This window comes from Streptomyces sp. NPDC002573 (genome assembly GCF_042889625.1).
GTDB classification, from domain to species: Bacteria; Actinomycetota; Actinomycetes; order Streptomycetales; family Streptomycetaceae; genus Streptomyces; species Streptomyces gibsoniae.
In genome coordinates, this window is record NZ_JBIARC010000001.1 from 1 (window position 1) to 19,380 (window position 19,380).

The 19,380-nt window shown below is 68.7% G+C and carries 17 protein-coding genes and 1 pseudogene; 10 read left to right on the forward strand and 8 right to left on the reverse strand.

Annotation, left to right across the window (positions count from 1 at the left end):
• Window positions 1–647 precede the first annotated feature (647 nt).
• From ACFYX0_RS00005 to ACFYX0_RS00015, 3 genes are all read left to right on the forward strand, one after another.
• Window positions 648–1,217, forward strand: a complete 570-nt coding sequence (locus tag ACFYX0_RS00005) for a tetratricopeptide repeat protein (RefSeq protein WP_388964588.1) — start codon at window positions 648–650, stop codon at window positions 1,215–1,217.
• Window positions 1,214–1,393, forward strand: coding sequence for a hypothetical protein (locus ACFYX0_RS00010; protein WP_388964590.1), 180 nt, complete (start codon window positions 1,214–1,216; stop codon window positions 1,391–1,393). The genes ACFYX0_RS00005 and ACFYX0_RS00010 overlap by 4 nt, the downstream gene beginning before the upstream one ends.
• Window positions 1,394–1,588: 195 nt before the next feature.
• A complete protein-coding gene (locus tag ACFYX0_RS00015; RefSeq protein WP_388964592.1) occupies window positions 1,589–3,364 on the forward strand; it encodes a hypothetical protein in 1,776 nt (591 codons plus the stop codon).
• On the opposite strand, the gene rfbD is transcribed toward ACFYX0_RS00015, so the two are convergent.
• The 6 genes from rfbD to rfbA all read right to left on the reverse strand — a co-directional run bounded on the left by rfbD (window position 3,354) and on the right by rfbA (window position 9,141).
• Complete coding sequence (gene rfbD / locus ACFYX0_RS00020) at window positions 3,354–4,265, reverse strand: dTDP-4-dehydrorhamnose reductase (protein WP_388964596.1); 912 nt, start codon at window positions 4,263–4,265, stop codon at window positions 3,354–3,356. The two genes, ACFYX0_RS00015 and rfbD, sit on opposite strands and share 11 nt — an antisense overlap.
• A complete protein-coding gene (gene rfbB, locus ACFYX0_RS00025; protein ID WP_388964599.1) occupies window positions 4,262–5,236 on the reverse strand; it encodes a dTDP-glucose 4,6-dehydratase in 975 nt (324 codons plus the stop codon). The genes rfbD and rfbB overlap by 4 nt, the downstream gene beginning before the upstream one ends.
• A 173-nt stretch (window positions 5,237–5,409) precedes the next feature.
• Window positions 5,410–6,258: a hypothetical protein gene (locus tag ACFYX0_RS00030; RefSeq protein WP_388964602.1), complete on the reverse strand. Its 849-nt coding sequence runs from the start codon at window positions 6,256–6,258 to the stop codon at window positions 5,410–5,412.
• A 390-nt stretch (window positions 6,259–6,648) separates the two neighbouring features.
• The gene (locus ACFYX0_RS00035) at window positions 6,649–7,248 is read right to left on the reverse strand and encodes a dTDP-4-dehydrorhamnose 3,5-epimerase family protein (RefSeq protein ID WP_388964605.1); all 600 of its coding nucleotides are present in this window, start codon (window positions 7,246–7,248) and stop codon (window positions 6,649–6,651) included.
• A 54-nt stretch (window positions 7,249–7,302) separates the two neighbouring features.
• Entirely contained in the window at window positions 7,303–8,166 is an 864-nt protein-coding gene (locus ACFYX0_RS00040; RefSeq protein WP_388964608.1) for a hypothetical protein, read from the reverse strand.
• 30 nt (window positions 8,167–8,196) lie between these two features.
• Window positions 8,197–9,141 carry a glucose-1-phosphate thymidylyltransferase RfbA gene (gene rfbA, locus ACFYX0_RS00045; protein ID WP_388964611.1) on the reverse strand — a complete coding sequence of 315 codons (945 nt, stop codon included), beginning with the start codon at window positions 9,139–9,141 and terminating at the stop codon, window positions 8,197–8,199.
• 299 nt (window positions 9,142–9,440) lie between these two features.
• Here rfbA and ACFYX0_RS00050 point away from each other — a divergent pair, with 299 nt between their 5' ends.
• Window positions 9,441–10,841 (forward strand): DUF2079 domain-containing protein, encoded by a 1,401-nt coding sequence (locus tag ACFYX0_RS00050; protein WP_388964614.1) that lies wholly within the window; start codon window positions 9,441–9,443, stop codon window positions 10,839–10,841.
• A gap of 206 nt (window positions 10,842–11,047) precedes the next feature.
• On the opposite strand, the gene ACFYX0_RS00055 is transcribed toward ACFYX0_RS00050, so the two are convergent.
• Window positions 11,048–12,871, reverse strand: a complete 1,824-nt coding sequence (locus ACFYX0_RS00055) for a phosphoenolpyruvate carboxykinase (GTP) (protein ID WP_388964617.1) — start codon at window positions 12,869–12,871, stop codon at window positions 11,048–11,050.
• A 308-nt stretch (window positions 12,872–13,179) separates the two neighbouring features.
• Here ACFYX0_RS00055 and ACFYX0_RS00060 point away from each other — a divergent pair, with 308 nt between their 5' ends.
• The 4 genes from ACFYX0_RS00060 (at window position 13,180) to ACFYX0_RS00075 (ending at window position 17,033) form a co-directional block, all read left to right on the forward strand.
• Window positions 13,180–13,893: a hemolysin III family protein gene (locus ACFYX0_RS00060; protein ID WP_311698496.1), complete on the forward strand. Its 714-nt coding sequence runs from the start codon at window positions 13,180–13,182 to the stop codon at window positions 13,891–13,893.
• A gap of 158 nt (window positions 13,894–14,051) precedes the next feature.
• A complete protein-coding gene (locus ACFYX0_RS00065; RefSeq protein WP_388964620.1) occupies window positions 14,052–15,617 on the forward strand; it encodes an MFS transporter in 1,566 nt (521 codons plus the stop codon).
• Window positions 15,614–16,276 carry a TetR/AcrR family transcriptional regulator gene (locus ACFYX0_RS00070; protein WP_388964623.1) on the forward strand — a complete coding sequence of 221 codons (663 nt, stop codon included), beginning with the start codon at window positions 15,614–15,616 and terminating at the stop codon, window positions 16,274–16,276. The genes ACFYX0_RS00065 and ACFYX0_RS00070 overlap by 4 nt, the downstream gene beginning before the upstream one ends.
• Window positions 16,277–16,301: 25 nt before the next feature.
• Window positions 16,302–17,033 (forward strand): Mut7-C RNAse domain-containing protein, encoded by a 732-nt coding sequence (locus tag ACFYX0_RS00075; RefSeq protein ID WP_388964624.1) that lies wholly within the window; start codon window positions 16,302–16,304, stop codon window positions 17,031–17,033.
• 9 nt (window positions 17,034–17,042) lie between these two features.
• Here the strand turns inward: ACFYX0_RS00075 and ACFYX0_RS00080 are convergent, their stop codons facing one another.
• On the reverse strand, window positions 17,043–17,888 hold the full coding sequence (locus ACFYX0_RS00080; protein ID WP_388964626.1) for an NAD(P)H-binding protein: 846 nt from the start codon (window positions 17,886–17,888) through the stop codon (window positions 17,043–17,045).
• Window positions 17,889–18,030: 142 nt separating this feature from the next.
• Between ACFYX0_RS00080 and ACFYX0_RS00085 the strand changes: the two genes are divergently transcribed.
• Together ACFYX0_RS00085 and ACFYX0_RS00090 are read left to right on the forward strand one after the other, a co-directional pair.
• Entirely contained in the window at window positions 18,031–18,429 is a 399-nt protein-coding gene (locus ACFYX0_RS00085) for a winged helix-turn-helix transcriptional regulator (protein ID WP_388964629.1), read from the forward strand.
• Between the two features lie 217 nt (window positions 18,430–18,646).
• A pseudogene (locus ACFYX0_RS00090) lies at window positions 18,647–18,958 on the forward strand (site-specific integrase); the annotation flags it as partial.
• Window positions 18,959–19,380: the final 422 nt, after the last annotated feature.

Genomic DNA, 19,380 nt, shown 5'->3' on the forward strand with positions numbered 1-19,380 from the left:
GCCCCCCCGCCCCCCCCCGCCCCCCGCCCCCCGCGCCGCCCCCCCCCCCCCCCCCCCCCCCCCCCCCCCCCCCCCCCCCCCCCCCCCCCCCCCCCCCCCCCCCCCCCCCCCCCCCCCCCCCCTGCACCGGGACTTCATCCTTGACGATCACGTGCAGACAGATCGTTGGCTTCACGGGTACCGTCCAACTCCACGACAGCAAATGACCGATGAGTGATGGCACGCAGTCACTTGAGGTCACACAAAGAAGCCGGACCGAAGCCGCCGTATTTCTCGCTCTGAAGAACCGGCCGCGGCAGCGGACCTATCAGCAGAAGAGCTAGCCGAAGAACCACCCAATGACCTGATGAGCACGCCGGGTTCGCGGGGTCGCTTCCGCGAGGCACCCTCCTGGTTACGTGCATTCGAGTGGTCTGCTGTCCCCAAGCGCCTGCCGAACGGTGGCGTCGTCGAGGTGTCCTCGTAACGTCGGGGGAAATAAGGGTGTTTCGGACTCGGGTACCTCCGGCACCGGCATATTCTTTTCGGTGTCAGCCACTTGAGATCGTCCGCACCCGCGTGTCCTCACCACTCCGACGAGATGTGACCAAGTGAAACGTAGGAAATTGTGGGCAGGGTTCGCCGGACTGGCGGCCGTATTCACCGGGGTGACCACCTGGGCGATTGCATCCCGGTCGGCGGAGCCCCCTTCGGATTCCAAGTCGTCGTCAGCGATGCGGCCGAACGAAGACCCCGATGTGCTTCTGCAGACGGCCCTGGTGGAGATCCAACAGTTCCACGACTCACAGGGGGCCTCCCGTACCTACAGGCACATTCTGAAGCTGGACCCTCACAACAAGGTCGCCTGGTACAACCTGGGGGTCATCGCGCAGCAGGACGACAGGAAGTCCGATGCCCGTGAGGCCTACGAAAAGGCTCTCAAGATCGACCCACAGTACGAGTCGGCTCTCTTCAACGAGGCGATTCTGCTGAGGCCGAGCGAGCCCGACCGGGCCATGGGACTGCTGAAGCGTGTCATCGCCGTTGACCCGAAAGCGGGCACCGCCCATCTGAATCTCGGACACATCCTGGCGGACAAGCACCAGGTCGATGGTGCGAAGGAGGAGTTCCGCCGTGCCGTCGAGATCGATCCCTCGCTGCGTTCCTCAGTACCGGACCGCTTCCAGGGTTCCATCAGCCCCTCCTCGGCATCGGACCAAGCAGGGAGCACGAGATGACGTCGCCTGCGACACCGAGATGCTCCATGTTCACCCCGAGCCACCAGCCTCGCTTTCTCGATGAGTGCCTGGCGTCCCTGCAGGCGCAGACCTGTTCGGACTGGGAGTGGATCGTCCTGCTCAACATCGCGATGAAGGAGGGCGCTGCGAGGTGCGGAGGACCGTTGCTGGTGTAGGCCCCAGGAGGCGCCGTGCAGGACCGCCGCGAGGTCCCGCACGGCGCCTCCTGCGTGCGCCGGGTCGCCGCGTGCTCGTCCGTCTCACCGACCCCGGCCGAAGCGCGCGCCGCTCACGTCGGCCCCGCACCACCACCGCATCCGCGGCGCCCAGGCCTGCCGCATGCCCGCCCCGCCTCCGCAGGAGCACGCCACGTGACCACGCTCATCAGCGCCCCCGAGTCCCAGAAAGCCGGCGGGAAGGAGGTGTGCGCGTCGGACGTTGCGAAGGCGCCCGGCCGGATGCGTCGTGTCCTCGCCCACGAGTGGACCCTTGCGGCCACCGGCAGCGTGCTGCTGGCGGTCCTGCTGACCTGGCCGACCGCCCGGTACCTCACCACCACGATCCCGCAGGACGTCTATGACCCGCTGCTGCAGGCGTGGCAGCTCGCATGGGGAGGCCACGCTCTCACCACCGACCCGGCCGCCGTCTGGGACACCAACGCGTTCTTCCCCGAGCGGCTGAGCCTGGCGTACTCGGACAGCCTCCTCGGCTACGCCCCCTTGGGGATGGTCGGCTCCGGCGCGACAGCCGCCGTGGCCCGCTACAACCTGCTCTACGTCCTCGTGCACGCGCTGGCCTTCTTCGGCGCGTACGCACTGACCCGGCAACTGGGCTCACGCATCCCCGGTGCGCTGGTGGCCGGAACGGCATTCGCCTACGCCCCCTGGCGCCTGGCCCATGGCGGGCACTTGAACATCCTGTCCACCGGCGGGATCGCGCTCGCCCTGGCCATGCTGACGCGGGGGCACGGATTCAGTCTCCGCGACGGCTACCGGGCCGGGCGCGCCAGGCCCGGCTGGATCCTCGCCGGCTGGGCCGTCGCCGCCTGGCAGATCACCCTCGGCTTCGGGCTCGGCATCGCCTTCGGGTATGTCCTCCTGGTCATTGGGGTGATCATGGCGATCGCCCGGCTGCGCGGACACCGGCCGGACGCGCCGCGCCGGGTGCTGATCGGCGACCTGGCGGGCGGCGCACTGTTCACCGTGACCACCGCGCTGATGGCCCGGCCGTACCTGCACCTGGCGGAGATCTACCCGACCGCGCGGCGCACCGTGACCGACCTCGCCTTCTATTCGCCCCCGCTCCGCGGCATGCTGACCGCCCCGGCCGAGTCCTGGCTCTGGGGCCACTCCCACCAGGAGGTCCGGGCCACGCTGGCCGCCCCGGCGGAGATGACGTTGCTGCCGGGCTTCTTCCTCATCGGTGCGGCGGTGGTGGGCCTGGGCCTGTCCGTCTGGCGCCCGCGCACCCGGCTGTGGCTGGCCGGAGCGACCGTGCTCGCCGGATACCTGGCGCTGGGTACCCAGGCCTGGGGCCAGGGGGAGTACGGCTATGTGTTCCTCTTCCGGCACCTGCCCGGACTGGACGCGATCCGCACCCCCGGCCGACTGGTGGTCTGGGTGACCCTGCTGCTGGCCGTCCAGGCCGCTGGTGCGGTCAGTGCCTTCTGCGACCGGATGGACGCGGTCGCCAGGAGGGAGCGCGGCAGCGGACGGAACATCCTCGTACGACTGGCCATGCTCGCCCCGGCGTTGCTCGTCGCCGTCGAATGCTTCAACGTCACCCCGCACCCCCGCGTGCCGACCGCCCCGGCCGCCCTGCTCGGTGCCCGAGGGCCGGTGCTGGTACTGCCCAGTGACCTGATGACCGACCCTGCGGTCATGCTGTGGTCGACGAACGGCTTCCCGCAGATCGCCAACGGCAGCAGCGGTTACTCCCCCGCGAGCCAGGAGCAGACCCGGGCCGTCACCGCGGGGTTCCCCGGTGCGGAAAGCATCGCCTACTTGCGCACGATCGGAGTGAGGACCGTGGTCGTGTTGCGTGACCGCATTCCCGGCACCCGGTGGCAGTACGCACTCGGCGAGCCGGGGGCCGGGTCCGGCGTCAGTCGGCGGGACGTCGGCCCGGCCACGGTCTTCACCTGGTGAGTTCCCCGGGCCGCGCCGCGGTGGCCAGCGCGGCGAGGGCAGGGGTCTTCAGGGCCGCGACGAGCTGGTCGTCCCACTGTGGGAGGGGCACAAGACCGGCCCGCGACCAGTTGTCGTGCCCGAGTACACCGAACGCCGGGCGGGCGGCAGGACGCGGGAACCTCTCCGAGCCGACCGGGCGGATCCGCTCGGGATCGAGGCCGCTGAGACGGAAGGTCTCACGGGCCAGGCCGCACCACGTGGTGCGGCCGGCTGCCGTGCCGTGGTAGATGCCCGCGGGTGCCCGCCCGGCCAGCGCGGCACGGCCGAGGGCCCGCAGTTGCCCTGCGAGCGCCCGGGACCAGGTCGGCTGGCCGTGCTGGTCGGCCACGACGTCCAAGGTCTCGCGCCGCGAGGCGAGTTGCAGCATGGTGCCCACGAAGCTGGGGCCGTGCTCGCCGTAGAGCCAGGCGGTGCGCACGATGTAACCGGTGCGCGGCAGTAGCTCGACGACCGCCCGCTCCCCTGCCAGCTTGCTCCGCCCGTACGCGTTGACCGGACCTGTCGGAGCATCTTCGGGATACGGCCGACGGGCGTCACCCGGGAACACGTAGTCGGTGGAGACATGAAGCAGGATCGCGCCGCTGTCCGCGCAGGCACGCGAGAGGTGGCGGACTCCGTGGCCGTTCACGGCTGTGGCCGCCGCCTCGGAGCGCTCGGCGCCGTCGACGTCCGTCCAGGCGGCGCAATTGACGACCACCTGGTGCCCGTCGACGGCCGCGCCCACGGCGGTCGGGTCGGTGATGTCGAGCTGATCACGAGTCAGTCCCGTCACCCGCGCGTCCGGATCACCGGCCAGCTCTGCCAGCACGTCCTGGCCGAGGAGCCCGCGTGCGCCGGTCACCAGCCAACTCGTGGTCATCGCAACTCGGCCCTCTTCTTGAGCGGCTCCCACCAGGAGCGGTGGGTGCGGTACCAGTCGACCGTGGCGGCCAGGCCCTCCGTGAAGGGCACCTGTGGTGTGTAGCCGAGCTGTTCGCGGATCTTGCTGTCGTCCAGCGAGTAGCGCAGGTCGTGACCCTTTCGGTCGGGCACGTGTTCGACGCGATCCCAGTCCGCCCCGGCCGCGTCCAGCAGCAGGCCGGTGAGTTTGTGGTTGCTCAGCTCGGTCCCGCCACCGATGTGGTAGACCTCCCCTGCCCTGCCGCCGTGCAGGACCAGCTCGATACCCCGGCAGTGGTCGGAGACGTGCAGCCAGTCGCGGATGTTGCGGCCGTCCCCGTACAGGGGAACCGTCCTTCCGTCGAGCAGGTTGGTGATGAAGAGCGGGATGACCTTCTCGGGGAACTGGTACGGCCCGTAGTTGTTGGAGCACCGGGTGACCACGACGTCCAGGCCGTGGGTGCGGTGGTAGGCGAGCGCCAGCAGATCGGAGCCGGCCTTCGACGCCGAGTACGGGGAGTTCGGCGAGAGCGGCCACCCCTCGGTCCATGAGCCTTCGCCGATCGAGCCGTACACCTCGTCGGTGGACACGTGGACGAAGCGGCCGACGCCGTGTCGATGGGCCGCGTCCAGAAGTACCTGCGTGCCCATCACATTGGTGCGGACGAACGGCTCGGCTCCGTCGATCGACCGGTCCACGTGCGACTCGGCGGCGAAGTGCACCACCGCGTCCTGGCCCGCCATCACCTGGTCGACCACGTCCGGGTCACAGATGTCGCCCTGGACGAATGTGTGGTCCGGATACTCCGCCACCGGGGCCAGATTGGCCTCGACCCCCGAGTAGGTGAGTTTGTCGAGGACGGTGATCCGCGCTGACGGATCCGAGCTCAGCCGTCGGCGGACGTACTCCGAGCCGATGAATCCGGCGCCGCCGGTCACGAGGATGCGCATGGTTCTCCAATTTCCTGCTGCCGGGGTTCAGCACCGGGGCTTTGCCTTCCGGCCCCGGGTTCGCGGGTGCCTGGACATGCGGACGGTGCCCGCAAGGCCGAAGCCTCGGGGGCACCGTCGCTTGTTCTCAGGTGGAGCGGGCGGCCCGCACATCACCGCCGCTCGCGTGGGAGTCAGGTCTTGGCGCAGACCACGTAGGCAGTGATCGTGGCGCTGCCAACAGGCGTGCCCACGGTGGCCGGGGTTCCAGCCTGCCACCCGTGGGGGATGACTCCATCGGGGCTGAAGGGGAGGGGCCTGTTGATCGAGATCTGGGCGCCCCCGGGCTCGGTCTCGTATCCGCCCCCGGTGGCGACGTCGCCGGTGTCGCAGAAGACTTCCGCGTGGTGCACGTTTTGGTCGACAGTACTGCTCACGACGTACGTGTGGACGCCGGTGCCGCCCTGCGCACCCTGACTACCCTGCGCGCCCTGCGCGCCCTGGGCACCCTGCGCGCCCTGCGCGCCCTGGGCACCCTGCGCGCCCTGCGCGCCCTGCGGGCCCTGGAAGCCCTGGAAGCCCTGGAAACCTTGTGCGCCCTGCGCGCCCTGAGCACCCTGGAAGCCCTGTGCGCCTTGCACGCCCTGGAATCCTCGGGGGCCTCGCGGACCCTGCGGACCCTGCGGACCCTGCGGACCCTGCGGGCCCTGGAAGCCCTGGGCGCCCTGGAAGCCCTGGGCGCCCTGGAAGCCCTGGGGGCCCCGAGGACCTTGGGGGCCCTGCGGACCCTGAGGGCCACGCTTGCACTTCTCGTGCCTGTCGTCCCTATCGCACTTGTCGCCCTTGTCGCCCCGGCCATGGCCACCCCCGCTCATGGCGCCCTTCGGGCCAGGCAGTGCCGCAGCGCTGTCACCGCCCGACCTGTTGATCGCGTCGGCGATGGCCGTCGTGCTCGGGGCCAGGTTGAGCGCTACGGCGAGCGCGCTGGCCGACACCAGGGTGGCGGACCTGACGCGCGAACTTCGCATCGTTCTACGGCTCACAGAGAACCTTCCTCATGGACTTTGAGGGATCGGACCGCAAGTGCGCACATTCGGTGCGCTTTCATCGCATGCGTGTCACGTCACCTTCGGCTACGACAACGCAAGTCTTAACACTCTGCGATTGAATGAAAGCGATTCGGTCCGTGTCATAGGCGAAGATCACCCGAGCGGCCTCCATGCGCTTTCCCCGGCCCCCTTACAGGTGCATTTCAGAGGCGGCCAGGCTTGCGTTCCTACGCAGCAACGAGTTTCTTGACGCGCCGTCATGAAGGCTTGATGTCTCGGATGGGCGGCCCCACTCCCGCCGTCCGGCCGACGGTTCTCTCTCGATGTCCACGAACGCCGAGAAGTCCCGCCGCGCAGGCTGCGCTCCAGCAGAGGCCGGCCATCTCAGTTACTGCTCACCAGACTTCTGCGATACACGGCGCAGTCCTCGAAGGAAGGCAACAGGCCTTCCCGTCCGGCTTCCTGCAGCGTGGGCGCCGTCGCGTCTTTGTCGGAAAGGCACGGCGCGAGATCCTCGGGCCAGGCGATGGCCAACTCGGGGTCGAGCGGGTTGATCCCGAACTCTCGGTGCGGCGCGTATCCCTGCGAACACAGGTAGACGACGGTGGAGTTGTCCTCCAATGCCATGAAGGCGTGGCCCAGCCCTTCCGACAGATAGACGCTGCGATGCGTCCTGTCGTCGAGCTGAACCGCCTCCCACTTTCCGAAGGTTGGGGATCCGGCGCGGATGTCGACCACCACGTCGAGAACGGCGCCGCCGACGCACGTGACGTACTTGGCCTGGCCCGGCGGGACCGACGCGTAGTGGATTCCACGGAGCGTACCGCGGACGGAGCGGGAGCAGTTGGCCTGCTCGAGTCGAAATCCCTGACCGAGGGAATCGTGGAACCTGTCATTTTTGAACCACTCGTGAAACCGTCCCCTGTTGTCGGCGAATACCTTGGGCATATCCACCCAGGCCCCTTCGATGCCAAGTGGCTGCACGCGATCACTCCCTTCCACGAGGCTGATTGTTTTTCCGTTCGCCAAGCATGGTCATTACGCGGGACACCGCTCTTCGACGCCCGGAAAGGCAGCAACAGCCGAACGCAGAATGTCCGTCGCGGAACGGCCCCGCATGATCGACTGCCCGGCTCGGGCTCGTGCTCGACGCTCATGGTCACGACCGACGTAGTAACGGCAGATGTCGGCGATCTCGCAGTACTCACCGAAGACCAGCCCTGGGGCGAACAAGGCTTCCTCTTCGGGGCAGCAGCCGCGCTCGGACACGACGAACCTACTGTTGGCCAGAAGGTAGGACACCCTCACGGCCTCGAACACCTTCGCTCGGTAGAAGTGGATGTTCAGCACGATCTTCGCCCTGGCGATCAGAGCATCGCGGTCCTCTCCGTAGACGCCGAAGCGCGCCACGGCGTTGAGGCCGATCGAGTCGAGTTGCCGGATCACCTCGAGACGACGCTCGTTCAATGAGCCGACGAGCAGCACGTCGATGTCTTCTTCGGGTGACTGCTGAATCACTTCCAGCTCGGGAACGTGACCGATCGGGACGTGATGGACGCTGTCCACACCCATGCGGCGGAGTTCGAGAACATTGCGAGCGCTGTAGTCCCAAACCGTATACCGCCGAAAGAGGTTCAGCAGTTCTTCACCGACCCAGACCGAATCTCCCGAGACCTGCTCAAGATTATACAGAATGGAATCTTCCGGAATATCGAAAGGGGACGACGGAAGCAGGTTGCATCCGAAGACGATGTGCCTGCGTCCGGCGAGTCGGGGTTCATGCGTCAGCACACTGTCATGACCGAGGCGCAGCAGTGCGAGGTGCACCGTCGCGGCGACCTCCCTGAACGCCTGCCAGTGCTGATAGCCGGGAGGGCGGAGGATGGTGACCGCGAATCGCATGACTGTCCCTCCTGTAATCCGATGGAAGTCCTACACAGAAGCGTCCGGCGCCGAATGCAACAGTTTTTCGCGATCCGGTCCGGGGCCCCTCTGCGGCATGACGAGGCACCGGGAATCCTCCAGCAGCCCCAGCAGATAGTGGCCGTATCCGCTCTTGAGCAGCGGTTGGGCCAGTTCACGGAGGCGGTCGTCGTCGATCAGGCCTGCCCGCCAGACCGCCTCCTCGACGCAGCCCACCTTGAGGCCCTGACGCTCCTCGATCACCCGGACGAACTCCGAAGCCTCCACCATGGAGGTAAAGGTTCCGGTGTCCAGCCACGCGGTACCCCTGTCCAGCCGGGTGACGTGCAGCGCCCCGGCTTCCAGATAGACGCGGTTGAGGTCGGTGATCTCCAACTCACCCCTCGGGCTCGGTCGCAGACCGCGAGCGATGTCCACGACGTGGTTGTCGTAGAAGTACAGGCCGGGCACGGCGTACTTGGACCTGGGCCGGGCCGGCTTCTCCTCGATGGACAGCGCCTGGCCCTGATCGTCGAACTCCACCACGCCATAGGCCGATGGATCGGCGACCTGGTAGGCGAACACCCGGCCGCCCTTCGTATCCTCGTGAGCGGCCAGCCGTCTCCCCAGGCCGCTTCCGTGCAAGATGTTGTCGCCCAGGATCAGGGCGACGGACTCCTTGCCGATGAAGTCGGCCCCGAGCACAAACGCCTGGGCAATGCCCTCCGGGCGCTCCTGCACCATGTACCTGAGACGCAGGCCCCATTGACTGCCGTCTCCGAGCAGACGGCGGAACTGGCTCTGGTCCTCATGTGTGGTGATGATCAGGATCTCTCGAACTCCGGCCATCACCAGCGTGGAAAGCGGGTAATAGACCATGGGCTTGTCGAAGACCGGCAGCAGTTGTTTCGACACCGACCGGGTCAACGGCCACAGCCGCGAGCCGGTACCCCCGGCCAACAGGATTCCGCGCATGACTGCACCATAGGCGGATTTCCCTTGAATGCCGCATTTCCCGGTGCTCGCGGCGCGTGCGGGACAGGCGTGCGGCCATTCGGTGGATTCTGACCACACGGGAGTTTGGTCGCGGTCGAATACGGCTCGTTGCTGGCATCTTGATGGCCGCAAGTCCCCGGTTTCCCGAAGGGCTCTCGATGCAAGCACTGCCCGTCACAGGCGCAACCGTCCCTGCACAACAAGCGGCTTCCGAGAAAGAGGCGGTGACGGCGCCGCCGCGCAACGGTCGCTTCGACGGTACATGGTGGATCTGGGCCATGGCCGCAGCGTTGTTCCTGATGTACGCGGCAGTTTCGCTGCGTCTCCACCAACGCTTGCTCACGAGCAGCTACGACCTGGGAATCTTCGATCAGGTCGTCCGCTCGTACGCGGAAGGGCATCTGCCCGTCTCCGAGGTGAAGGGACGCGATTTCCCTGTCCTGGGAGATCACTTCTCTCCCATCCTGGCGCTCGCGGCGCCCTTCTATTGGGTGTGGCGGGGAGCCGAGACACTCCTCGTCGTACAGGCTGCGCTCCTCGCCGTGAGCGTCGTCCCGCTGACCCTCTGGGCGCGCCGCGCCCTGGGCGGCCCGGCCGGTGCGGTCATCGGCGCCTGCTACGGGCTCTCCTGGGGAATTGCGAGTGGCGTCGGCTACGACTTCCACGAAGTGGCGTTCGCCGTTCCCCTCCTGGCGTTCTCACTGACCGCCCTCGGGAACGACCGGCTGATCGCCGCGGCGTGCTGGGCTCTGCCGCTGCTGCTCGTGAAGGAGGACCTCGGACTGACGGTCGCCGTCATCGGTCTCGTCATCGCCTGGCGAGGTGACCGCGCGCTCGGGGTGCTGACAGCCGTATCCGGTCTCGTCGGAGCGGCGTTGACGGTGCTCGTGATTCTGCCGGCCTTCAGCCCGAGTGGATCCTTCGCCTATTGGTTCCTGGTGGAGACGCCTCAGGGAGCGCCTCGAGTCCCGGGTGATCCGGGAACGACCGGCGGCAGTGCGGGCAGTCTGCTGGACATGCTCTATCGAGGCACGATCGGTCTTGTCACCCCCCAGCTCAAGGTGACGACCTTCGCACTCACGCTGGCGCCCAGCGTGTTCCTGGCCCTGCGCTCCCCCTTGCTGTGGGTCGCCCTGCCGACCCTGGTGTGGCGCTTCATGTCGAACAACGGGCTGCACTGGGGGACCGCCTACCACTACTCGCTCGTCCTGATGCCGATCGTCTTCGCGGCCTTCATCGACGCCTTGGTGCGACGTGGGACGAGCGGGCGCAGTCTGCGCCGTTACCTCGCCGGCTGCGCCGCGATCGCCCTAGTGATCCTGCCGAGCTTCCCTCTGTTCCAGTTGGTCCAGCCGGAGACCTGGCAGACCGAGCCTCGCGTCGCCGTCGCCCAGCGTCTGATGGACAAGATCCCCGACGGTGTCACGGTCCAGGCGTCCAACTCGCTGGTGCCTCACCTGACCGGTCGTGACAGCGTCAGCCTGTACGGAGCGCCCGACAGCCGCCCCGACCCCCAGTGGATCATGGTGGAGACCTCGGTGCCGGACAACTCGCGATGGTGGCCTGGCGAGCCGTTGAGCGCCGAAGTGGAAGGGCAGCGTCTGGCGGAGGACCGCCGTAACGGGTACGAACTGGTGGCGGATCAAGAGGGCTTCGTGCTGCTGCACCGCCAGAGGTGAGCACCGCGTCCCTGCGCGAGACGGAGGCGCGTCGGCAGGAGACCCACACGAGTTGTCCGGAGGACCGCTCCCCCGTGAGCGTATGGGCCAGGCCCCGCACGCCATTGTGCGGGGCCCGGCCCGTGTGGTGCTGGCACCGCGGCCGGCCTTCGTGACGACTTCGCAGGTCAGGGCTAGTCGGACCGGCCGCGGAGTTCTTGGGGGGCTCAGCCCAGGCGCTGCACCAGCGCGCGGTACTGGTCCCACAGCTCCTTCGGCGTGTGGTCGCCGAAGGTGTTGAGGTGCTCGGGCACCAGCGCCGCTTCCTCACGCCACACGTCCTTGTCGACGGTGAGCAGGAAGTCGAGGTCGGACTCCGACAGCTCCAGGCCGTGCGTGTCCAGCGCCTCCTTCGTCGGCAGGATGCCGATCGGGGTCTCGACGCCCTCGGCCTTGCCCGCCAGGCGCTCGACGATCCACTTCAGGACGCGGCTGTTCTCACCGAAGCCGGGCCAGACGAACTTGCCCTCGTCGTTCTTGCGGAACCAGTTGACGTAGTAGATCTTCGGCAGCTTGGCCTGGTCCTTGCCCTTGGCCACATCGACCCAGTGGCCCATGTAGTCGCCCATGTTGTAGCCGCAGAACGGCAGCATGGCAAACGGGTCGCGGCGCAGCTCGCCGACCTTGCCCTCGGCCGCGGCGGTCTTCTCGGAGGCGACGTTCGCACCGAGGAACACACCGTGGTTCCAGTCGAAGGACTCCGTCACCAGCGGCACCGCGCTGGCGCGGCGGCCACCGAAGAGGATCGCCGAGATCGGCACGCCCTTCGGGTCCTCCCACTCCGGCGCGATGATCGGGCACTGCGAGGCGGGGACGGTGAATCGGGCGTTGGGGTGGGCGGCCGGGGTCCCGGACTCCGGCGTCCAGTCGTTGCCCTTCCAGTCGGTGAGGTGGGCCGGAGTCTCCTCCGTCATGCCCTCCCACCAGATGTCGTTGTCGTCGGTCAGGGCGACGTTGGTGAAGACGGAGTTGCCCCACAGCGTCTTCATCGCGTTGGCGTTGGTGTGCTCGCCGGTGCCGGGCGCGACACCGAAGAAACCGGCCTCGGGGTTGATCGCGTACAGCCGGCCGTCCTCGCCGAACCGCATCCACGCGATGTCGTCGCCGATCGTCTCGACCGTCCAGCCGGAGATCGTCGGCTCCAGCATGGCGAGGTTCGTCTTGCCGCAGGCGCTCGGGAAGGCCGCCGCGACGTACTTCGACTCGCCCTGCGGGGGCGTCAGTTTGAGGATCAGCATGTGCTCGGCGAGCCAGCCCTCGTCGCGCGCCATCACGGAGGCGATGCGCAGCGCGTAGCACTTCTTGCCCAGCAGCGCGTTGCCGCCGTAGCCGGAGCCGTAGGACCAGATCTCACGGGTCTCGGGGAAGTGCGAGATGTACTTGGTCTGGTTGCAGGGCCAGGGGACGTCCTCCTGGCCGGGCTCCAGCGGGGCACCCAGGGTGTGCACGGCCTTGACGAAGAAGCCCTCGGTGCCGAGTTCGTCGAGGACCGCCTGCCCCATACGCGTCATCGTGCGCATGGAGACGGCCACATACGCGGAGTCCGTGATCTCGACGCCGATCGCGGAGAGCGGCGAGCCCAGCGGGCCCATGCAGAACGGCACGACGTACATCGTGCGGCCGCGCATGGAACCGCGGAACAGGCCCTTCTCGCCCTGGAAGATCTCCCGCATCTCGGCGGGCGCCTTCCAGTGGTTGGTCGGGCCGGCGTCCTGCTCGCGCTCGGAGCATATGAAGGTCCGGTCCTCGACCCGGGCGACATCGGTCGGGTCGGAGGCCGCGTAGTAGGAGTTCGGGCGCTTGATCGGGTCGAGCTTCTTGAACGTGCCCTTGTCGACCAGTTCCTCGCACAGGCGCTCGTATTCGGCCTCGGAGCCGTCACACCAGACCACGTTGTCCGGCTGCGTCAGTTCGACGATCTCGTTGACCCACGAGATCAGGTCCTTGTGCTCGGTGGGGACGGTTGAGGGAGCCGCGATGTCGCGCGCCACGATCGCTCCTAGATGAGGGGTTTTCTGTTGGTTGCCCCGTGGGGGCTGCGACCCGGATGCTTCGTAGCCGCTCATCCGGTGCCGACCGCACTCATTTGATCATCCGACGAGATTGCGCATCTGTCCAGAGGGCGTCACAGCTGAGCGGAGTGAGGATCGCCACGTGCCCCCGCGTTTCTTCGCGTGCACGCAGGATTCGGCAAAAGGATTTTTTGCGTTGGCGCGGCTTCCGCACAGGGCGGGCAGCCCGGGTGATAACGGTCGCACTTTGATCCGCAACTTACGGTTCCGTAGGTACGATGCCGCGCATGACTGCGTCCGTCCCCGACGCGCCCACGGACTCGCCGGCAGCCGGCCGCGGTCCCGTCGCGCTATCCCTGCCCCATCCGGTCAAGCCGAAGCTGCGCGGGTGGCTGCACCTCGGAATGTTCCCGGCCGTTCTCATCGCGGGCCTGGTGCTCACGGCCCTCGCGGACTCGACCCGCGGCCGAATCGCCTGTGGCATCTACGTTCTGACGGCCTGTCTGCTCTTCGGCGTCAGCGCGCTCTACCACCGCGGCAACTGGAGCCCACGCATGGACGGCGTACTGCGCCGGCTCGACCATGCCAACATCTTCCTGATCATCGCGGGCACCTACACCCCCCTGACCATGCTGCTTCTGCCGGGCGCCAAGGGTCAGTGGCTGCTGTGGGGCATCTGGGCCGCGGCGGCGGCCGGCATCGTCTTCCGCGTCTTCTGGGTCGGCGCCCCCCGCTGGCTCTACACCCCCTGCTACATCGCGATGGGCTGGGCCGCGGTGTTCTTCCTCCCCGACTTCATGCGCACGGGCGGGATCGCCGTCCTGGTACTGGTGATCGTCGGCGGACTGCTCTACAGCGCGGGCGGTGTGATCTACGGCATCAAGCGACCGAACCCGTCGCCCCGCTGGTTCGGCTTCCACGAGGTCTTCCACTCGTTCACCCTCGCGGCGTTCGTCGTGCACTACGTGGGGATCTCCCTGGTGGCGTACCAGCACGCGTAACCCTCCCCCTCAGCCTGTTCCCCAAGGCCGCGGCTCCAGAGCCGCGGCCTTTCGTCATGTCCGGGGCCGGTCGGCCTTCGGGCCTGAACGCTCCCCTCCATTTATTGGCAGTCACCATTTATTGACTAACACCGTCTTTTGAGAGTTACTTTCATTTCATGGTTACTGCCACTCAAGACGAAGAGGTGCGGCGAGACCCTCGCCGCTGGTGGGCCCTCGGGGCGCTGGTCGCGAGCATGCTCGTGCTCGGTTTCGACATGACGATCCTCAACGTGGCGCTGCCGACGATGGCCCGGGATCTCGGCGCATCCACCGGCCAGCAGCAGTGGATGGCGGACGCGTACGTCGTCGTCTTCGCCTCGCTGATGCTCCCGGCCGGCCTGCTCGGCGACCGGTTCGGGCGCCGCCGGATGCTGATCGCGGGCCTCACGGTGTTCCTGGCCGGTTCGCTGGTCGGGGCGCTGGTCGACGACGTGACGCCGGTGATCCTCGCCCGCGCGGTCATGGGCGTCGGAGGAGCACTGGTGATGCCGCTCGCGATGGCCGTGCTGCCCTCGCTGTTCGGGCCCGACGAGCGCACCAAGGCGGTCGGCGCGGTCTCGGCGGCGTCCGCGCTGGGCCTGCCCCTCGGGCCGATCACCGGCGGCTGGCTGCTGGACCACTTCTGGTGGGGCTCGGTCTTCCTGATCAACGTGCCGATGGCCGCGATCGGCATCACCGCCTGCGTCTTCCTGCTGCCCGAGACCCGCGACCCCGCCTCCCCCAGGGTCGACGCCGTCTCCACGGCGCTCACCGCGGCCGGGCTCGCCATCCTGATCTACGCGATCATCGAGGCCCCCGACCGCGGCTGGGGCGACCCGCTGATCCTGGGCCTCTTCGCCGCCTCCGCCGTACTCATCGCGCTGCTCGTCGTGCGGGAACGCCGCAGTGCCCGCCCGATGTTGGACCTCTCGCTGCTCGCCCAGCGGGGCTTCCTGCTCAACACGCTCGCCGCGACCCTCGTGATGTTCGTGCTGTCCGGACTCATGTTCGTGCTGCCGCAGTATCTGCAGGCGGTGCTCGGACACGACGCGTTCGCCACCGGGGTGCGGATGCTGCCGATGATGGGCGGACTGCTGGTCGCGGCGCGCGGTGCGGCGCCGGTGGCCGCGAGGTTCGGAGCACGCGCGGTGATCAGCTCGGGGCTCGTGGTCCTCGCCTTCGCCGCGCTCCTCGGCAGCCGTACGAGCGTCCACGACGGGTACGGCTTCACCGCGCTGTGGCTGTCGATCGCGGGTGTCGGCTTCGGTTTCGCGGTGGTCCCGGCGATGGACGCGGCGCTCGGCGCGCTGCCCAGGGACCGGGCGGGCAGCGGCTCCGGGCTGCTGATGACGGTCCGCCAGGTGGGCGGCGCCGTCGGTATCGCCCTGCTCGGCTCGCTGCTGGCGAGCGCGTACTCCGGCAGGCTCGACACCTCCGCCCTGCCGCACGCGGCGGCACGGGCCGCATCCGACTCGGTGGTGGGCGCCCATGTGGTCGCCGAGCGGCTCGGCGACCAGGCGCTCGCCGTGTCCGCGAACGCCGCGTACATCCACGGCATGGGCTCGGTACTGCTGGTCAGCGGTATCGCCGCGCTGCTCACGGCACTGCTCGCGGCGGTCCTCCTGCCGAGCCCGAAGGCCGCGGGGACCCTGCCCGAGGAGAACCCCGGCATGGTCTCCGCCCGGGAGAATGCCCGACAATGACGACCATGGCCGCCCGCACCGCAAACAGCCCGACCCCCGCCGCCGAACCCCGTCTGGGGCTCCGCGAGCGGAAGAAGATCAAGACTCGTACGGCGATCCGCAAGGCGACGTACCGGCTGGTCCAAGAACAGGGGTACGACGCCACCACCATCGAGCAGATCGCGGAAGCGGCCGAGGTCTCCCCCTCCACGGTGTTCCGGTACTTCCCCACCAAGGAGGACATCGTCATCACCGACGAGTACGACCCGATCCTGGAGGAGGAGCTGCGCGCGCGGCCCGCGGACGAGCCGCTGACGCGGTCGCTGCGGCACGTGGTGGCCATCGCCGTCGAGCGGAGCATGTCGGGCGAGTACGAGACGGCCGACGAGATGCGGCTGCGTGGGCGCCTCATGGTCGAGGTACCCGCGGTCCGCTCCCGGATGAACGAGAGCATGTCCGTGACCGGTCAGATGATGTGCCGGGTGGTGGCCGAACGCACCGGGCGCGACCCCGGCGACCTGGAAGTACGCGTGTACTGCATGGCGGTGGTCGGCGCGCTGATGGAGGCCTCCCGCTACTGGGCCGAGCGCGAACAGCGGGGCGACCTCGCCGAGTACGTCGCACGCGCCCTGGACGTGCTGGAGCACGGTCTCGAGCGCCGGAAATCCGAGGCCCCCTGACCCTTCCCCGTGCCATCCTGGCCAGGTGAACGGACCCGAGATCCACATCGCGTTCGCCCCCGAACTGGGGCTCTTCGTCCCGCATGCGCGGCGCGGACGCGCCACCGCGGTCGTCACCGACGGGGCCTCCACACTCGGCCATGTCGTCGAGTCGCTGGGCGTGCCGCTGACCGAGGTCGGGGCGCTCCTCGTGGACGGCCGCACCTCGCCCTTCTCCCACGTCCCGGCGGCCGGCGAGCGGGTCGAGGTGTGCCCCGTGGAGCGGCCCCAGCAGGTGCCCGGGGCCCCGCTCCGCTTCCTCCTGGACGTCCACCTCGGAACCCTGGCCCGCCGGCTGCGGCTGCTCGGCGTGGACGCGGCCTACGAGTCGACGGACATCGGCGACCCGGCCCTCGCCGCCCGCTCGGCGGCCGAGCAGCGCGTCATGCTCAGCCGCGACCGGGGGCTGCTGCGCCGCCGCGAGCTGTGGGCGGGCGCGTTCGTCTACAGCACCCGGCCGGACGACCAACTCCGTGACGTGCTCGCCCGGTTCGCGCCCGCGCTGCGGCCGTGGACACGGTGCACCGCCTGCAACGGCCTGCTCCGCGACGCCACCAAGGAGGAGGTCGCCGACCAGCTCCACCACGGCACGCGCCGCTCGTACGACGTCTTCGCGCGCTGCCGCACCTGTGGCCGCGCGTACTGGAAGGGCGCGCACCACGACCAGCTGGAGGCCATCGTGGAGCGCGCCCTGACCGAGTTCCCGAGCCGGGCCTAGGTCCCGGGGCTACCGGAAGGCCGCGACGTTGCGCCGGGCCCAGTCGGCGTAGCCGCGGGCCGGGCGGCCGAGGATCCGCTCGACGTCGGGGCTGACGCGCTGCTCGGCGGGGGTGGGCCGGCCCAGGATGTCCAGCGTGGTGTCCACCACCGGCTCGGGCATGAACCGCAGCATCTGCGCGCGGGCCTCGTCGCGGGTCTGCTCGACGAAGGCGACGGGCTCTCCCAGCGCCTCCCCGAGCGCCGCCGCACACTGCCGGGGTGTGACGGGCGCCGCCCCGGTCAGCTCGTGGATCCGGCCCGTGTGACCGTCCTCGCGCAGGGTCGCGGCGGCGACCTCGGCGATGTCGTCCGGGTCGATCAGGGGCAGCCCCACATCGCCGAAGGGTGCCTCGACGGTCCGCCGGGCACGCACCCCGTCGGCCCAGGCGTAGGTGTTGGAGTGGAAACCGCCCGGCCGCAGGATCGTCCAGTCCAGGCCCGACTGCCGTACGGCGTCCTCGATGGCGAGGCCGATCGCCCCGTGCGAGGCCGACTCCGGCCGGGTCGCGACCCCTTGCGAGGACAGCAGCACGACCCGTTCGACTCCGGCGGCCTTGGCGACATCGAGGATGTCCCCCGGGTTCAGCAGATGCGCGGCGGCGCCCCCGTTCTGCAGGAAGAGCGCCTCGGCGCCGTCGAACACGGGCCGCAGGCTCTCCGCGTCGGCCAGGTCGGCCCGCCGCTGCCGGACACCCTCCGGCACGTCCGCCTCCGAGATCCCCCGGGAGGTCGCGGTGACCTGTCCACCGGCCGCCGCGAGGGTCCGTACCAGCGATCGGCCGACCTTGCCGGTCGCCCCCGTTACTACGATCATCAGTAACTCCCTGTCATACACGCGTGGTTGTGGATGCCCGAGTGGGCGAGAGCGCCTCGGAGAACTGCTCTCCGGGGCGACACAGGGACGCTAACACCGCGGGTATAGTAGGTACCTACAGGAAAGTGGCTCTCCCGGAGGGATGCACATGGCCGGTGAAGCGACCCGGACGGCGCCCGCCGCGACCGACCCTGAGGCCGCCTGTCCCATCAGCCCCGTCGTGGACATCGTGTTCAGCCGCTGGACCACACCGATCCTGTGGTCCCTCCACACCCACGGCCGCCGGCGCTTCGTCGAGCTGGAACGCGGGATCGCCCGGATCACCCCGAAGGTGCTGACCCAGCGGCTGCGGCAACTGGAACGGGACGGGCTGATCGTGCGCACGTACCACCCGGAGGTGCCGCCCCGGGTCGAGTACGAGATCAGCGAACTCGGCCGCAGCCTCGCCCCGCTCTTCGCCCACCTCGCGGAGTGGGCCACCGACAACCTGGACCAGGTGGAGCGGTCCCGGCAGGACTACGACGCCGTGCCGCCCCGCTGACGCGACCCTGCCGCCTCGGGGACTCCGCTCCCCTGCCACCGAGAAAGGCCCGCCGACCCCCCTCGTGAAGGTCGAAGGGCCGATTCCCGATTCCGCACCGTCTAGGGAGTGTTGCACCCTAGGTGTGCTGTCCCAGGACGTTGGTGACACGCGGACTGGGTGCTTGAAGACGTAGGCACACGCTGGGAGTTCAGCAGCCTGGTGTGCGGGGGACAGGAAGAGCGGGGTGTCCTTCCGGCGTAGTAGCTTCGGGCGGAAGTGGCGCAGGACGCGTGAGGTCGTCGGCACGCCCGAGGGCTTCCGGTTCTACGACGTCCGGCACACCGGTCACACCCTGTCGACGCGCTCCGGGGCCACGCTCAAGGACACCACGGTCCGAGCCGGGCAGTCGTCCGAGATGGCCGTGCTGATTTATCAGCGCTCCGACGAGGAGCGACAGGAAGAGGTCGCCGCGGGCCTGGACGACATTGTGTGGAAGGCTCGCGGCGAGAACGATGGCCTTCACGGCACTCTGCGCGCCAAGGAGTGATTCGTCGCAGCATCCCAGGTTGCTCGCCGGGTGGCTACATCTGCCCGGCGAGTATCTGTCGCGGCCACAGCTGCTCGCCCTCGCCGACCGTGCCAGTCGCCCGCGCCGACTGCAAGACCACGTTCGAGGCCGTCAGTCACGGTCGACACCAGCGGTGCCACGTTCACCGTATCCGCCGATCCGGCGTGACCGATCGCGATCTCGGCACGATGCGCGCGCGTCAGCGCCCGAGCGCGGAGGCCCCGCCATGATTTGGCCCCAAGACCTCACCCGAGGCGTCCATTGATCACGACTCAATACGCACCCTAGCGGAGCACTAGGGTGTGCCTTCAAATGATCTTGAGTGGTAGATCACGGTCGGGCGATTCGTCTACATGAACTGTCCGATGCCAAGTGGGAGTTCGTCCGTGTGCTGCTGCCCA

Bases quoted from the DNA above. Each gene is read 5' to 3' on its own strand.
- ACFYX0_RS00010 (WP_388964590.1), top strand. From the start codon at position 1,214: ATGACGTCGCCTGCGACACCGAGATGCTCCATGTTCACCCCGAGCCAC.
- rfbD (WP_388964596.1), bottom strand. From the start codon at position 4,265: ATGACCACGAGTTGGCTGGTGACCGGCGCACGCGGGCTCCTCGGCCAG.
- rfbB (WP_388964599.1), bottom strand. From the start codon at position 5,236: ATGCGCATCCTCGTGACCGGCGGCGCCGGATTCATCGGCTCGGAGTAC.
- ACFYX0_RS00040 (WP_388964608.1), bottom strand. From the start codon at position 8,166: ATGCGATTCGCGGTCACCATCCTCCGCCCTCCCGGCTATCAGCACTGG.
- rfbA (WP_388964611.1), bottom strand. From the start codon at position 9,141: ATGCGCGGAATCCTGTTGGCCGGGGGTACCGGCTCGCGGCTGTGGCCG.
- ACFYX0_RS00050 (WP_388964614.1), top strand. From the start codon at position 9,441: ATGGCCGCAGCGTTGTTCCTGATGTACGCGGCAGTTTCGCTGCGTCTC.
- ACFYX0_RS00060 (WP_311698496.1), top strand. From the start codon at position 13,180: ATGACTGCGTCCGTCCCCGACGCGCCCACGGACTCGCCGGCAGCCGGC.
- ACFYX0_RS00065 (WP_388964620.1), top strand. From the start codon at position 14,052: ATGGTTACTGCCACTCAAGACGAAGAGGTGCGGCGAGACCCTCGCCGC.
- ACFYX0_RS00070 (WP_388964623.1), top strand. From the start codon at position 15,614: ATGACGACCATGGCCGCCCGCACCGCAAACAGCCCGACCCCCGCCGCC.
- ACFYX0_RS00080 (WP_388964626.1), bottom strand. From the start codon at position 17,888: ATGATCGTAGTAACGGGGGCGACCGGCAAGGTCGGCCGATCGCTGGTA.
- ACFYX0_RS00085 (WP_388964629.1), top strand. From the start codon at position 18,031: ATGCACATGGCCGGTGAAGCGACCCGGACGGCGCCCGCCGCGACCGAC.